The following is a 15,235-nucleotide window of genomic DNA, read 5'->3' on the forward strand; positions in this document are numbered from 1 at the left end:
GGGGGGCGGGCCGCCGATGCCCACGTCCACTTCGTCAAAGACCAGTGTGGGAATGCGCGAGGTTTGTGCGGTGATGACCTGAATGGCCAGGCTGATGCGTGACAGCTCACCTCCCGAAGCCACTTTGGCCAGCCCCTTGAGCGGTTGGCCGGGGTTGGCGCTGACCAGCAGCTCGACCTGCTCCAGCCCGTGGGGCGAAAGCTCACCGCTCTCGTTGGGCGACAGCTCGATACAGAAGCGCCCGCCGGGCATGCCCAGGCGCTGGATCTCCTGCTCGACCGCCACCGCCAGTTGCGCTGCGGCCTGCCGGCGCAGATTGCTGAGCTCGACGGCCTTCTCTTTATAGTGCTGTGCATAGGCGGCCAGCTCGCCGCCCAGGCGCTCGATGGATTCATCGCTGGCGTTGAGTCCTTCGAGCTCTTCCATCAGGCGCTGTTGCAGGTGTGGCAACTCGCTCGGGTGCACGCGGTGCTTGCGAGCGAGCGTATAGAGGGTGTCGAGCCGCTCTTCCAGTGCTTGCAGGCGCAGAGGGTCGGCGTCGAAGTGATCGAGGAAGCGGTTGAGCTCGCCAACCGCTTCCTCGATCTGGATCTGCGCACTGGCGATCAGGTTGACGGCTTCGCCCAATGCCTTGGGGGCGTTGTTCACGGCGGTCAGGCGATTGAGGCTGACCGTCAGGGCGCTGAGCACGTTGCCGGAGTCGCTTTCGCTGCATTGATCGATGACCTGGCGGCAGATGCCGAACAGGGCTTCGGCATTGGTCAGGTTCTTGTGCTCGTGCTCAAGCTGTTCCAGCTCGTTTTCGCCAAGGCCCAGGTTGTCGAGCTCTTCGAGCTGGTAGCTCAGTAGCTGATGACGGGCGCGTTGCTCGTCGCCGGAGTTGGAAAGGCGCTCCAGCTCCAGGCGGGTCTGGCGCCAGCGCTGGGCTGCCAGTTGCACCTGGCGGGCGAGGTCGACGGCGCCGGCGTACTCGTCGACCAGACGACGATGCGTATCGGTCTTGAGGAGCGACTGGTGCTCGTGCTGGCTGTGGATGTCGATCAGTAGCTCGCCGAGTGCCTTGAGGTCGGCAAGCGGGCAGGGAGTGCCGTTGATGTAGCCGCGGCTGCGGCCTTCGGCGGTGATCACCCGCCGCAGGATGCACGGGCCGTCGGTGTCGAGGTCGCGTTCTGCCAGCCAGGTGCGGGCTTCGGGGATATCGACCAGGTCGAAGGTGGCAAGCAGGTCGGCCTTGTCGGCGCCGGGTCGTACCACGCCACTGTCGGCGCGGTCGCCCAGCGCCAGGCCAAGCGCGTCGAGCATGATCGACTTGCCAGCGCCCGTTTCGCCGGTGATCACCGACATTCCGCGGGCGAGTTCGAGGTCGAGGTGCTCGACGATGGCGTAGTTGTGAATGGACAGGTGCACCAGCATGAGGGCCACTCCCGAAGGTCATGTCTGGTTATTTATACAGTACTTTTTTCCTGTCTGCCAATGCTCGCCTGATGAATGTGGAAATGCCGCTCGCCCCTTGAACCTGTTTTTTCCGACCCCATATAACCGGCAGACAAGGCAGGCATGACCTGTACACCAGAAATTGCGGAGGAGAGACCCGATGGCTGACGAACAGCTGGATGAACAAAACCTTAACGCCGAAGAAGCCGGCTCCGAAGACCTCGGTGCCCGCGTCCAGGTGCTCGAGGAGCAGCTGGCCGCCGCCAAGGATCAGTCGCTGCGCGTGGCTGCAGACCTGCAGAACATCCGCCGTCGTGCCGAGCAGGACGTCGAGAAGGCTCACAAGTTCGCCCTGGAGAAATTCGCCGGGGACCTGCTGCCGGTGATCGACAGCCTGGAACTGGCCCTGGCCCACTCCAGTGCCGATGACGAGAACGTCAAGCAGATCCGCGAAGGTGTCGAGCTGACCCTGAAGATGTTCCAGGACACCCTCAAGCGCTACAACCTCGAAGCCGTCGATCCCCATGGCCAGCCGTTCAACCCTGAGCATCACCAGGCCATGGCCATGCAGGAAAACGCCGAGGTAGAGCCGAACAGCGTGCTCAACGTGTTCCAGAAGGGTTATCTGCTCAACGGTCGCCTGCTGCGCCCCGCCATGGTGGTGGTCAGCAAGGCGCCGGCAGCGCCACAGCCTTCCATCGATGAAAAGGCTTGAAATCCGCCGGGGCATCCCCATCTAGGTGTCAAGCCTTCAAGTATTACCGCAGTTGGCCAAAGTAGTCGCTGCTACCAAATTCAAGTTTCGGGAGAGTTAACATGGGCAAAATCATCGGTATCGACCTGGGGACGACCAACTCGTGCGTCTCCATTCTGGAAAACGGTAACGTCAAGGTCATCGAGAACGCCGAAGGTGCGCGTACCACCCCTTCGATCGTGGCCTACGCCAACGACGGCGAAATCCTGGTCGGTCAGTCGGCCAAGCGCCAGGCCGTCACCAACCCGCACAACACCCTGTTCGCAGTGAAGCGCCTGATTGGCCGCCGCTTCGAAGAAGACGTCGTGCAGAAAGACATCAAGCTGGTCCCGTACAAGATCGTCAAGGCCGGCAACGGTGACGCCTGGGTCGAGGCCGCTGGCAAGGAAATGGCTCCGCCGCAGATCAGCGCCGAAGTCCTGAAGAAAATGAAGAAGACCGCCGAAGACTACCTCGGCGAGCCTGTCACCGAAGCGGTCATCACCGTTCCGGCCTACTTCAACGACAGCCAGCGCCAGGCTACCAAGGATGCCGGTCGCATCGCCGGTCTGGACGTCAAGCGCATCATCAACGAACCGACCGCCGCTGCACTGGCCTATGGCATGGACAAGGCCAAGGGCGACCACACCGTCATCGTCTATGACCTGGGTGGTGGTACTTTCGACGTGTCGGTCATCGAAATCGCCGAAGTCGACGGTGAGCATCAATTCGAAGTACTGGCCACCAACGGTGACACCTTCCTGGGTGGTGAAGACTTCGACATGCGCCTGATCGACTACCTCGTCGACGAGTTCAAGAAAGAGTCCGGCATGGACCTGAAGAACGATCCGCTGGCACTGCAGCGTCTGAAAGAAGCTGCTGAAAAGGCCAAGATCGAGCTGTCTTCCGCCCAGTCGACCGACGTCAACCTGCCGTACATCACTGCTGACGCAACCGGTCCGAAGCACCTGAACGTGAAGATCTCCCGCGCCAAGCTGGAGTCGCTGGTCGAAGACCTGGTCAGCCGTACCATCGAGCCTTGCCGCATCGCCCTGAAAGATGCGGGTATCGACGCGAGCAAGATCAACGACGTGATCCTCGTCGGTGGCCAGACTCGTATGCCGCTGGTGCAGAAAGCCGTTGCCGACTTCTTTGGCAAGGAAGCGCGCAAGGACGTTAACCCGGACGAAGCCGTTGCCATGGGTGCCGCCATCCAGGGTGCAGTACTGGCCGGTGACGTGAAGGACGTCCTGCTGCTCGACGTCAGCCCGCTGACCCTGGGTATCGAAACCATGGGTGGCGTGATGACCGCGCTGATCGAGAAGAACACCACCATCCCGACCAAGAAGTCGCAGGTGTTCTCGACTGCCGACGACAACCAGGGTGCAGTGACCATCCACGTTCTGCAGGGCGAGCGCAAGCAAGCTGCGCAGAACAAGTCGCTGGGCAAGTTCGACCTGGCTGACATTCCGCCAGCCCCGCGCGGCGTTCCACAGATCGAAGTGACCTTCGACATCGACGCCAACGGCATCCTGCATGTCGGCGCGAAAGACAAGGCCACCGGCAAGGCGCAGTCGATCGTGATCAAGGCCAACTCCGGCCTGTCCGACGAAGAAGTCGAGCGCATGGTGCGTGATGCCGAGGCCAACGCCGAGGAAGACCGCAAGTTCGAAGAGCTGGCCGCTGCCCGCAACCAGGGTGATGCGCTGGTTCACTCGACCCGCAAGATGGTCGTCGACGCCGGTGACAAGGTGACTGCCGAGGAAAAGGCTGCGATCGAAGCTGCCGTGGTTGCCCTGGAAGCTGCCGTCAAGGGCGACGACAAGGCTGCCATCGACGCCAAGGTCGAGGAGCTGTCCAAGGTCTCCGCGCCAGTTGCCCAGAAGATGTACGCCGAGCAACAGGCACAGCAGCCTCAGGACGGCGCTCAGCAGGCCGAGCCGGAAGCCAAGCACGATGACGTGGTTGACGCCGAGTTCGAGGAAGTGAAAGACAACAACAAGCAGTAACGCCTGCATGTTGTCGGCCGGTTCATCGCCATTGGTCGGTGAACTGGTAGGATGTCGCCGCGCGGGGGCTTGCTCCCGCGTTGGCGTGTCTGGAACACGGGAAATATTTCCAGCATCTGTCAGGGCGCATCAGGCGTGTTGCGGCAGGTGCTGACGGCACGGTGCACAGATGCCGAAAGCCCTCAAGAGTGCAAATGACCTATGGCAAAGCGTGATTTTTATGAGGTCCTGGGTGTCGAGCGCGGCGCCAGCGAAGGTGACCTCAAGAAGGCCTATCGCCGCCTGGCGATGAAATTCCACCCGGACCGCAACCCGGGCGACAAAGAGTCGGAAGAGAGGTTCAAGGAGGCCAACGAGGCCTACGAAGTGCTCTCCGATGCCAGCAAACGCGCGGCCTACGATCAGTACGGCCATGCCGGCGTCGACCCGAGTATGGGTGGCGGTGGCGCCGGTTTCGGCGGCGCGAACTTCTCCGATATCTTCGGCGACGTCTTCAGCGACTTCTTTGGTGGCGGTCGCGGCGGCGGCCGTGGTGGTGCCCAGCGGGGCAGTGACCTGCGCTACACCCTCGAGCTGAACCTGGAAGAAGCAGTGCGTGGCACCACGGTCAACATTCGTGTGCCGACGCTGGTCAACTGTAAGCCCTGTGACGGTACGGGCGCCAAGAAGGGCTCTACACCGTCGACGTGCCCGACCTGCGGTGGCATCGGTCAGGTGCGCATGCAGCAAGGCTTCTTCTCCGTGCAGCAGACCTGCCCGCGCTGTCATGGCCAGGGCAAGATCATCACCGACCCTTGCAACGCCTGCCATGGCGAAGGACGGGTCGAGGAATACAAGACCCTGTCGGTCAAGGTGCCGGCAGGCGTCGATACCGGTGATCGCATCCGCCTGTCTGGCGAGGGCGAGGCGGGGGCCCATGGTGGTCCGACTGGTGACCTGTACGTGGTGATCAGTGTGCGCGAGCACGCGATCTTCCAGCGTGACGGCAAGCACCTGTTCTGCGAAGTGCCGATCAGCTACACCGATGCGGCGCTGGGTGGCGAGCTGGAAGTGCCGACGCTGGACGGCCGGGTCAAGTTGAAGATCCCGGAAGGCACCCAGACCGGCAAGCAGTTCCGCCTGCGCGGCAAGGGCGTGGCGCCGGTGCGCGGTGGTGCGGCGGGCGATTTGCTGTGCCGTGTTGCGGTGGAAACGCCGGTCAACCTGAGCCGTCGCCAGCGCGAACTGCTCGAAGAGCTGCGTGACTCGCTCGAAGGCGACAGCTCCCATTCGCCCAAGGCCAGCGGCTGGTTCGAGGGTGTGAAGCGCTTCTTCGGCGATCTCTGACAAGGAACAGGCTATGCGACGTATTGCGGTAATGGGCGCGGCAGGGCGGATGGGCAAGACCCTCGTCGAAGCCGTGCAGCAGCAGGCTCCCCAGGCTGGCCTGACGGCGGCGATCGATCGTCCGGACAGCACCCTGGTGGGTGCCGACGCCGGCGAGCTCGCGGCGCTGGGTCGTATCGGCGTGCCGATCTCCGATGACCTGACCAAGGTCGCTGACGAGTTCGATGTGCTGATCGACTTCACTCACCCGTCGGTGACCCTGAAGAACCTGGCGTTCTGCCGTAAGGCGGGCAAGGCCATGGTGATCGGCACCACTGGCTTCTCGCCAGAAGAGAAGCTGCTGCTGGTCGAGGCGGGCAAGGAGATTCCGATCGTCTTCGCTGCCAACTTCAGCATTGGCGTCAACCTGTGCCTGAAATTGCTCGATACTGCCGCGCGGGTGCTGGGTGACGAGGTGGACATCGAGATCATCGAGGCTCACCACCGCCACAAGGTCGACGCTCCGTCGGGTACCGCGCTGCGCATGGGTGAGGTGGTTGCACAGGCGTTGGGTCGCGATCTGCAGGAAGTGGCCGTCTATGGTCGCGAAGGCCAGACCGGCGCGCGTGATCGCCAGACCATCGGCTTTGCCACTGTGCGTGCCGGTGACGTGGTCGGTGATCACACTGTGCTGTTCGCGGCAGAGGGCGAGCGCGTCGAGATCACCCACAAGGCCTCGAGCCGCATGACTTTCGCCAAGGGTGCCGTACGTGCGGCGCTGTGGCTGGATGGCCGCGAGCCTGGGCTGTACGACATGCAGGATGTGCTCGAGCTGCATTGAGGCGTCAGTGCGGCAGTGGCTTGTTCGCGGGACAAGTCGCAGCGGCGAACCGCCGCTCCCGCAGGAAATACACGAACCTGAAGGCTTGCGAAAATCCAGTGGGAGCGGGCTTGCCCGCGTAGAAGCCACCGCCGACGCCAGTCTGTCGCAATCATGTGTTTTAGAGGCACATATACGGTAGACCGAAACCTCACTTTTCTGTAGACTACAGCTTTAGTGTATCCACTAAAAGCGCGCAGAGAATTGAATTCAGCACATAAAAGCGGGGTGACGTATCCATACGGCACTCCGCTTTTTTGCAACCTGCGATCGCCCCTTCATGCGTCATTTACGGGAGGTCTTCTTGACAAAGCCAGCCATACTCGCCCTTGCTGATGGCAGCATTTTTCGCGGTGAGGCCATTGGGGCCGACGGACAAACCGTTGGTGAGGTGGTGTTCAACACCGCTATGACCGGCTACCAGGAAATCCTTACAGACCCTTCCTATTCGCAGCAGATCGTCACCCTGACCTACCCGCACATCGGCAACACCGGCACTACGCCGGAAGACGCCGAATCGAACCGTGTATGGTCCGCAGGCCTGGTCATCCGTGACCTGCCGCTGCTGGCCAGCAACTGGCGCAACACCCAATCGCTGCCGGACTACCTCAAGGCCAACAACGTCGTTGCCATCGCTGGCATCGACACCCGTCGCCTGACCCGTATCCTGCGTGAGAAAGGCGCCCAGAACGGCTGCATCCTGGCCGGTGACAACATCACCGAAGAGCAGGCCATCGCCGCTGCCCGTGCCTTCCCGGGCCTCAAGGGCATGGACCTGGCCAAGGTCGTCTCCACCAAGGAGCGCTACGAGTGGCGTTCCAGCGTGTGGGAGCTGAAAACCGACAGCCACCCGACCATCGAGGCCGCCGACCTGCCGTACCACGTCGTCGCCTACGACTATGGCGTCAAGCTGAACATCCTGCGCATGCTGGTCGCTCGTGGCTGTCGTGTGACCGTGGTGCCTGCCCAGACCCCGGCGAGCGAAGTGCTGGCGCTGAATCCGGACGGCGTGTTCCTGTCCAACGGCCCAGGCGATCCTGAGCCGTGCGACTACGCGATCCAGGCGATCAAGGATGTCCTCGAGACCGAGATTCCAGTCTTCGGCATCTGCCTCGGCCACCAGTTGCTGGCCCTGGCCTCCGGTGCCAAGACCGTCAAGATGGGCCACGGCCACCACGGTGCCAACCACCCGGTCCAGGACCTGGATACCGGTGTGGTCATGATCACCAGCCAGAACCACGGTTTCGCCGTCGACGAAGCCACCCTGCCGGGCAACGTGCGCGCCATCCACAAGTCGCTGTTCGACGGCACCCTGCAGGGTATCGAGCGTACCGACAAGAGCGCGTTCAGCTTCCAGGGCCACCCTGAAGCGAGCCCAGGCCCGACCGACGTCGCGCCACTGTTCGATCGTTTCATCGATGCCATGGCCAAGCGCCGCTGAGCATCCTGCATCAAGGCCCCGGACCGGCATGCGCCGCGTCCGGAAGCGCCTGACCCAGATTGTTCAAGACGGCTTGCCGACTGACCCGCGGATTTGAGTGACAACCATGCCAAAACGTACAGACATCAAAAGCATCCTGATTCTCGGCGCTGGCCCGATCGTGATCGGCCAGGCCTGCGAATTCGACTATTCCGGCGCCCAGGCCTGCAAGGCCCTGCGCGAGGAAGGTTTCCGCGTCATCCTGGTGAACTCCAACCCGGCCACCATCATGACCGACCCGGCCATGGCCGACGCCACCTACATCGAGCCGATCAAGTGGCAATCGGTGGCCAAGATCATCGAAAAAGAGCGTCCTGACGCGGTGCTGCCGACCATGGGCGGCCAGACTGCACTGAACTGCGCCCTAGACCTGGAGCGCCACGGCGTTCTGGAGAAGTTCGGCGTAGAGATGATCGGTGCCAACGCCGACACCATCGACAAGGCCGAGGACCGTTCGCGTTTCGACAAGGCGATGAAGGACATCGGCCTTGAGTGCCCGCGCTCCGGTATCGCCCACAGCATGGAAGAGGCCTACGCGGTTCTCGAGAAGCTGGGCTTCCCATGCATCATCCGTCCTTCGTTCACCATGGGCGGCACCGGTGGCGGCATCGCCTACAACCGTGAAGAATTCGAAGAAATCTGCACCCGTGGCCTGGACCTGTCGCCGACCAAGGAACTGCTGATCGACGAGTCGCTGATCGGCTGGAAGGAATACGAGATGGAGGTGGTCCGTGACAAGAAGGACAACTGCATCATCGTCTGCTCCATCGAGAACTTCGACCCGATGGGCGTGCACACCGGTGACTCCATCACCGTTGCTCCTGCACAGACCCTGACCGACAAGGAATACCAGATCATGCGCAACGCCTCGCTGGCGGTGCTGCGTGAGATCGGTGTCGAAACCGGCGGTTCCAACGTGCAGTTCGGTATCTGCCCGAACACCGGCCGCATGGTCGTGATCGAGATGAACCCGCGGGTTTCTCGTTCGTCCGCCCTGGCCTCGAAAGCCACTGGCTTCCCGATCGCCAAGATCGCCGCCAAGCTGGCCATCGGCTACACCCTCGACGAGCTGCAGAACGACATCACCGGTGGTCGCACCCCGGCGTCCTTCGAGCCGTCCATCGACTACGTCGTGACCAAGCTGCCACGCTTCGCCTTCGAGAAATTCCCGAAAGCCGATGCCCGCCTGACCACTCAGATGAAGTCGGTCGGTGAAGTCATGGCCATTGGCCGTACCTTCCAGGAGTCCTTGCAGAAAGCCCTGCGTGGCCTGGAAGTCGGCGCCTGTGGCCTGGACCCGAAAGTCGACCTGGCCAGCGCCGATGCTTCCAGCATCCTCAAGCGCGAGCTTACCGTGCCGGGCGCCGAGCGCATCTGGTACGTGGCTGACGCCATCCGCTCGGGCATGACCATCGAAGCAATCTTCGAGCTGACCGGTATCGACCTGTGGTTCCTGGTGCAGATGGAAGATCTGATCAAGGAAGAAGAGAAGGTCAAAACCTTGGCCCTGTCGGCCATCGACAAGGACTACATGCTGCGCCTCAAGCGCAAGGGCTTCTCGGATCAGCGCCTGGCCAAGCTGCTCGGCATCACTGACAAGAACCTGCGTCGTCACCGCCACAAGCTGGAAGTGTTCCCGGTCTACAAGCGCGTCGACACCTGTGCGGCCGAGTTCGCCACCGACACCGCCTACCTGTACTCGACGTATGAAGAAGAGTGCGAGGCCAACCCGTCGACTCGCGACAAGATCATGATCCTGGGTGGTGGCCCGAACCGTATCGGCCAAGGCATCGAGTTCGACTACTGCTGCGTACACGCTGCCCTGGCGCTGCGTGAAGACGGTTACGAGACCATCATGGTCAACTGCAACCCGGAAACCGTCTCCACCGACTACGACACCTCCGACCGCCTGTACTTCGAGCCGCTGACCCTGGAAGATGTGCTGGAAGTCTGCCGCGTCGAGAAGCCGAAGGGCGTGATCGTCCACTACGGCGGCCAGACCCCGCTGAAGCTGGCCCGTGCCCTGGAAGAAGCCGGGGTGCCGATCATCGGTACCAGCCCGGACGCCATCGACCGCGCCGAAGACCGCGAGCGCTTCCAGCAGATGGTGCAGCGCCTGAACCTGCTGCAGCCGCCAAACGCCACTGTGCGTAGCGAAGAAGAGGCTATCAACGCTGCTGGCGGTATCGGCTACCCGCTGGTCGTGCGCCCGTCGTACGTACTGGGCGGTCGTGCCATGGAGATCGTCTATGAGCTGGACGAACTCAAGCGCTACCTGCGCGAAGCGGTCCAGGTGTCCAATGACAGCCCGGTCCTGCTCGACCACTTCCTCAACTGCGCCATCGAGATGGACGTGGATGCGGTCTGCGACGGCACCGACGTGGTGATCGGTGCGATCATGCAGCACATCGAGCAGGCTGGTGTTCACTCCGGTGACTCGGCGTGTTCGCTGCCACCTTACTCGCTGAGCCAGCAAGTGCAGGACGAAGTCCGCGAACAGGTCAAGAAAATGGCCCTGGAGCTGGGCGTCGTCGGCCTGATGAACGTGCAGCTGGCCCTGCAGGGTGACAAGATCTACGTGATCGAAGTCAACCCGCGCGCCTCGCGTACCGTACCGTTCGTGTCCAAGTGCATCGGCACCTCGCTGGCGATGATCGCGGCTCGCGTCATGGCCGGCAAAACCCTCAAAGAGCTGGGCTTCACTCAGGAAATCATCCCGAACTTCTACAGCGTCAAGGAAGCCGTCTTCCCGTTCGCCAAGTTCCCGGGGGTTGACCCGATCCTCGGCCCTGAGATGAAATCCACCGGTGAAGTCATGGGTGTCGGCGACAGCTTCGGTGAAGCCTTCGCCAAGGCCCAGATGGGCGCCAGCGAAGTGCTGCCGACCGGCGGTACCGCGTTCATCAGCGTGCGTGACGACGACAAGCCACAAGTGGCTGGCGTTGCCCGTGACCTGATTGCCCTGGGCTTCGAAGTGGTTGCTACTGCAGGCACCGCCAAGGTTATCGAAGCGGCGGGTCTGAAAGTGCGCCGTGTGAACAAGGTGACCGAGGGTCGTCCGCACGTGGTCGACATGATCAAGAACGACGAAGTGTCGCTGATCATCAACACCACCGAAGGCCGCCAGTCTATCGCCGACTCCTACTCGATTCGTCGCAATGCGCTGCAGCACAAGATCTACTGCACGACCACCATTGCGGCAGGTGAAGCCATCTGCGAGGCGCTGAAATTCGGTCCCGAAAAGACTGTTCGTCGCCTGCAGGATCTGCATGCAGGACTGAAAGCATGAGCATTACCAAGTACCCGATGACCGTCCAGGGCGCTCGCGCCCTGGAAGAAGAGCATTTGTTCCTGAGCAAGACCGAGCGTCCACGTCTGAGCCAGGCGATCGGCGAGGCTCGTGAGCTCGGCGATCTCAAGGAAAATGCCGAGTACCACGCCGCCCGTGAGGAGCAGGGCATGGTCGAGGCGCGTATCCGCGACATCGAAGGCCGTTTGCAGAACTCGGTGGTGATCGACGTCACCACCATCGCCCACACCGGCAAGGTGATCTTCGGGACTACCGTAGACCTGGAAAACACCGAGACCGGCGATCAGGTCACCTACCAGATCGTTGGCGAGGACGAAGCGGACATCAAGAAAGGCAAGCTCTCGGCGAGCGCGCCTATCGCCCGTGCCATCATTGGCAAGGAAGAGGGTGATACGGTCGTGGTCAAGACGCCGAGCGGCACCGTCGAGTACGAGATTGTCGAAGTCAAGCACATCTGATCGGCGCCAGCGCGCGCCGTCCCTCGAGGGCATTCTCTGGCAACTGGCCCAGGTATTCTGGGTCGGTGGCCTGTGGGTGTTTCATGTGGGGCTGGTGCCGGCGCTGAAGGTCAGCGGCCTTGCGCCATTATTGGTGCAGGACATCGCCGGGCAGATCGATCGCTGGTTGATCGGCGTGGCGCTGCTCGGGCTGTTGACCCAGTTGGCAGTGCTGGCGAGGGTGGATGGCCTGGCGGCCTGGTGGCGGCAGTTCCGCGGCCAGATGCTGTTGCTCGGCTTTGGTGCCTGTGTCGGCTACTACACGCTGCGCTACGGGATTTCCGTAGGGGAGCGCTGGCAGATGTTCTGTTTCCTGGTTCTGGGCTTTTCCGGCATCGTGCTGGTGGCCCAGCCGGTCCCGGTCAGGGTGCGCAAGGCGCGCCACTGACCGGCGCCACCCTTACTTGTAGCGGTGGATGTTGGACAGCTGCTTGTTCGGCTGTGGGTTCTTGCGATAGATCAGTGCCTTCTTGCCAATGGTCTGTACCAGCTCGGCACGGCCCGCCTTGCACAGTTCTGCAATAGCGGCGGCGCGCTCTTCACGATCGTCCGAGCGAATTTCGACCTTGATCAGCTCGTGATCGGCCAGCGCACGCTCCAGTTCGGCGATCACGCCTTCATTCAGGCCGTTACCGGCAACGATCAGGACCGGTTTCAGGTCGTGACCAATAGACTTGTACTGTTTCTTCTGCTCGTTATTGAGCGGCATAATCTGACCCTTTTCGTCTGATTCTGTAAAATTGGTGGCCATTTTACCCGAGGGCCACTGGCTCCGCCCAGTCAATCACGACGCTAATCATCGAGGTGCCCCGTGGCGCAGCGTTCCAAAAGCAGCCATAACTGGCTGAGAGAGCATTTCAACGATCCTTTCGTCAAGCAGGCGCAGAAGGATGGCTACCGCTCGCGTGCGAGCTACAAACTGCTGGAGATCCAGGAAAAGGACCGCCTCATCCGCCCCGGCATGAGCGTGATCGACCTTGGCGCAGCACCGGGCGGCTGGTCGCAGGTGACCAGTCGTCTGATTGGTGGGCAAGGGCGTCTGATTGCCTCCGATATCCTGGAAATGGACTCGATCCCTGACGTGACCTTCATCCAGGGCGATTTCACCCAGGACTCGGTGCTCGAGCAGATTCTCCAGGCGGTCGGCGATTCACATGTGGACCTTGTGATTTCCGATATGGCCCCCAATATGAGTGGTACGCCCGCTGTGGACATGCCGCGCGCCATGTTCCTCTGCGAGCTCGCCCTGGACCTGGCAACCCGTGTGCTCAAGCCCGGCGGCGACTTCCTGATCAAGATTTTCCAGGGAGAAGGCTTCGATGTGTACCTCAAGGATGTGCGCAGCAAGTTCGACAAGGTGCAGATGCGCAAGCCGTCGTCCTCTCGGGATCGCTCCCGTGAACAGTACTTGCTGGCCAGGGGGTACAAGGGCGAGTGACTGTGGAAGGGCGGGGTGCCGATAGTTATTTCCAATCGGCCGCGGCCTCTGGATCGTCCGAACTTCGTGTAGTCTAGGTTTCACAAAGGGTTACAGACGGTGCCTGCGGATGCGCAGGTAATGTAGTAAGTTAGGGCGGTGAATATCATGCGAGGCACGGCTGCGTCGTGCGCCGACCTCAGAGGGTAGCTAATTGAACGACATGGCAAAGAATCTGATCCTGTGGTTGATCATCGCGGCTGTCCTCGTGACGGTGATGAACAACTTCTCCAGCCCTAACGAGCCGCAGACCCTCAACTATTCCGACTTCATCCAGCAGGTCAAGGACGGTAAGGTCGAGCGCGTGACCGTCGACGGCGCCGTCATCACCGGCAAGCGTACCGATGGCGACAACTTCAAGACCGTTCGTCCGGCCATCGCCGATAACGGCCTGATCGGTGATCTGGTCGACAATCACGTCGTGATCGAAGGCAAGCAACCCGAACAGCAGAGCATCTGGACCCAGTTGCTCGTTGCCAGCTTCCCCATCCTCGTGATCATCGCCGTGTTCATGTTCTTCATGCGCCAGATGCAAGGCGGTGCAGGTGGCAAGGGCGGGCCGATGAGCTTCGGCAAGAGCAAGGCGCGCCTGCTCTCCGAAGACCAGGTGAAAACCACACTGGCCGATGTCGCCGGTTGCGATGAAGCCAAAGAAGAAGTCGGCGAACTGGTCGAATTCCTGCGTGACCCGGGCAAGTTCCAGCGCCTGGGTGGTCGTATCCCGCGTGGCGTGCTGATGGTTGGCCCGCCCGGTACCGGTAAGACCTTGCTGGCCAAGGCCATCGCCGGTGAAGCGAAAGTGCCGTTCTTCACCATTTCCGGTTCCGATTTCGTCGAAATGTTCGTCGGTGTCGGTGCCAGCCGTGTCCGTGACATGTTCGAGCAGGCGAAGAAACACGCGCCGTGCATCATCTTCATCGATGAGATCGACGCCGTCGGTCGCCACCGTGGCGCCGGCATGGGTGGTGGTCACGACGAACGCGAGCAGACCCTGAACCAGTTGCTGGTCGAGATGGATGGCTTCGAGATGAACGATGGCATCATCGTCATCGCTGCCACCAACCGACCTGACGTGCTCGACCCGGCGCTGCTGCGTCCCGGTCGCTTCGACCGCCAGGTGGTGGTCGGCCTGCCGGATATCCGTGGTCGTGAGCAGATCCTCAAGGTGCACATGCGCAAGGTGCCGGTCGGCGAGAACGTCAATGCCGCCGTCATTGCCCGTGGTACCCCAGGCTTCTCCGGTGCCGACCTTGCCAACCTGGTCAACGAGGCGTCGCTGTTCGCTGCTCGTGCCAGCAAGCGCCTGGTCGAGATGAAGGAGTTCGAACTGGCCAAGGACAAGATCATGATGGGCGCCGAGCGCAAGACCATGGTCATGTCCGAGAAAGAGAAGCAGAACACGGCCTACCACGAAGCGGGTCACGCTATCGTTGGTCGTGTCGTGCCTGAGCACGACCCGGTGTACAAGGTTTCGATCATTCCGCGCGGTCGTGCGTTGGGTGTGACCATGTTCCTGCCCGAGGAAGACCGTTACAGCCTCTCCAAGCGCGCGCTGATCAGCCAGATCTGCTCGCTGTACGGCGGCCGTATCGCCGAGGAGATGACCCTGGGCTTCGACGGCGTCACCACGGGTGCGTCCAATGACATCATGCGTGCCAGCCAGATCGCACGGAACATGGTCACCAAGTGGGGCCTGTCCGAGAAGCTCGGTCCGTTGATGTACGCCGAAGAAGAGGGCGAGGTGTTCCTCGGTCGCAGTGCTGGCAGCCAGCACGCCAGCGTCTCCGGTGAGACTGCCAAGCTGATCGATTCCGAAGTGCGCAGCATCATCGATCAGTGCTATGCCACTGCCAAGCAGATTCTCACCGACAACCGCGACAAGCTTGACGCGATGGCCGAGGCCCTGATGAAGTACGAAACCATCGATGCCGACCAGATCGACGACATCATGGCGGGCCGCACGCCGCGCGAGCCGCGCGACTGGGACAACGATGCCGGCACCTCCGGCAACCAGGCCTCCCAGGGCGATCGCCCCGAGTCGCCGATCGGTGGTCCGGCGGCTCAACACTAAGGGTTCATATGACCTCTCAGCAGTACCCGACCCCCCCCG

At 61.8% G+C, this 15,235-nt stretch carries 12 protein-coding genes; 10 read left to right on the forward strand and 2 right to left on the reverse strand.

What is annotated here, in order from left to right; translation table 11 throughout:
• A partial coding sequence (gene recN, locus HU729_RS21700; RefSeq protein WP_186711514.1) for a DNA repair protein RecN occupies positions 1 to 1,413 on the reverse strand: 1,413 nt, incomplete at its 3' end.
• 181 nt (positions 1,414 to 1,594) lie between these two features.
• Between recN and grpE the strand changes: the two genes are divergently transcribed.
• The 8 genes from grpE (at position 1,595) to HU729_RS21740 (ending at position 12,036) form a co-directional block, all read left to right on the forward strand.
• Positions 1,595 to 2,149, forward strand: a complete 555-nt coding sequence (gene grpE, locus HU729_RS21705; protein WP_112897268.1) for a nucleotide exchange factor GrpE — start codon at positions 1,595 to 1,597, stop codon at positions 2,147 to 2,149.
• Between the two features lie 101 nt (positions 2,150 to 2,250).
• Positions 2,251 to 4,176: a molecular chaperone DnaK gene (gene dnaK, locus HU729_RS21710; protein WP_186711515.1), complete on the forward strand. Its 1,926-nt coding sequence runs from the start codon at positions 2,251 to 2,253 to the stop codon at positions 4,174 to 4,176.
• A gap of 201 nt (positions 4,177 to 4,377) precedes the next feature.
• Positions 4,378 to 5,502 carry a molecular chaperone DnaJ gene (gene dnaJ / locus HU729_RS21715; RefSeq protein WP_186711516.1) on the forward strand — a complete coding sequence of 375 codons (1,125 nt, stop codon included), beginning with the start codon at positions 4,378 to 4,380 and terminating at the stop codon, positions 5,500 to 5,502.
• 13 nt (positions 5,503 to 5,515) lie between these two features.
• Positions 5,516 to 6,322 carry a 4-hydroxy-tetrahydrodipicolinate reductase gene (gene dapB / locus HU729_RS21720; protein ID WP_186711517.1) on the forward strand — a complete coding sequence of 269 codons (807 nt, stop codon included), beginning with the start codon at positions 5,516 to 5,518 and terminating at the stop codon, positions 6,320 to 6,322.
• Positions 6,323 to 6,665: 343 nt separating this feature from the next.
• Positions 6,666 to 7,802, forward strand: coding sequence for a glutamine-hydrolyzing carbamoyl-phosphate synthase small subunit (carA, locus tag HU729_RS21725; RefSeq protein ID WP_186669398.1), 1,137 nt, complete (start codon positions 6,666 to 6,668; stop codon positions 7,800 to 7,802).
• A gap of 106 nt (positions 7,803 to 7,908) precedes the next feature.
• Positions 7,909 to 11,130 (forward strand): carbamoyl-phosphate synthase large subunit, encoded by a 3,222-nt coding sequence (gene carB / locus HU729_RS21730; protein ID WP_125930812.1) that lies wholly within the window; start codon positions 7,909 to 7,911, stop codon positions 11,128 to 11,130.
• On the forward strand, positions 11,127 to 11,609 hold the full coding sequence (greA, locus tag HU729_RS21735) for a transcription elongation factor GreA (protein ID WP_081255197.1): 483 nt from the start codon (positions 11,127 to 11,129) through the stop codon (positions 11,607 to 11,609). Before carB ends, greA begins: the two co-directional genes overlap by 4 nt.
• Positions 11,587 to 12,036: an MFS transporter gene (locus tag HU729_RS21740; protein ID WP_081255198.1), complete on the forward strand. Its 450-nt coding sequence runs from the start codon at positions 11,587 to 11,589 to the stop codon at positions 12,034 to 12,036. Before greA ends, HU729_RS21740 begins: the two co-directional genes overlap by 23 nt.
• 12 nt (positions 12,037 to 12,048) lie before the next feature.
• Here HU729_RS21740 and yhbY read toward each other — a convergent pair whose 3' ends face one another.
• Entirely contained in the window at positions 12,049 to 12,357 is a 309-nt protein-coding gene (gene yhbY / locus HU729_RS21745; protein WP_186669400.1) for a ribosome assembly RNA-binding protein YhbY, read from the reverse strand.
• A gap of 102 nt (positions 12,358 to 12,459) precedes the next feature.
• Here yhbY and rlmE point away from each other — a divergent pair, with 102 nt between their 5' ends.
• Both rlmE and ftsH read left to right on the forward strand, forming a co-directional pair.
• Positions 12,460 to 13,086, forward strand: coding sequence for a 23S rRNA (uridine(2552)-2'-O)-methyltransferase RlmE (gene rlmE, locus HU729_RS21750; protein ID WP_054892618.1), 627 nt, complete (start codon positions 12,460 to 12,462; stop codon positions 13,084 to 13,086).
• A 202-nt stretch (positions 13,087 to 13,288) separates the two neighbouring features.
• The gene (ftsH, locus tag HU729_RS21755) at positions 13,289 to 15,196 is read left to right on the forward strand and encodes an ATP-dependent zinc metalloprotease FtsH (RefSeq protein ID WP_186669402.1); all 1,908 of its coding nucleotides are present in this window, start codon (positions 13,289 to 13,291) and stop codon (positions 15,194 to 15,196) included.
• The last annotated feature ends 39 nt before the right edge of the window (positions 15,197 to 15,235 follow it).

The organism is Pseudomonas sp. RW10S2 (assembly GCF_014268985.1).
GTDB lineage: Bacteria > Pseudomonadota > Gammaproteobacteria > Pseudomonadales > Pseudomonadaceae > Aquipseudomonas > Aquipseudomonas wayambapalatensis.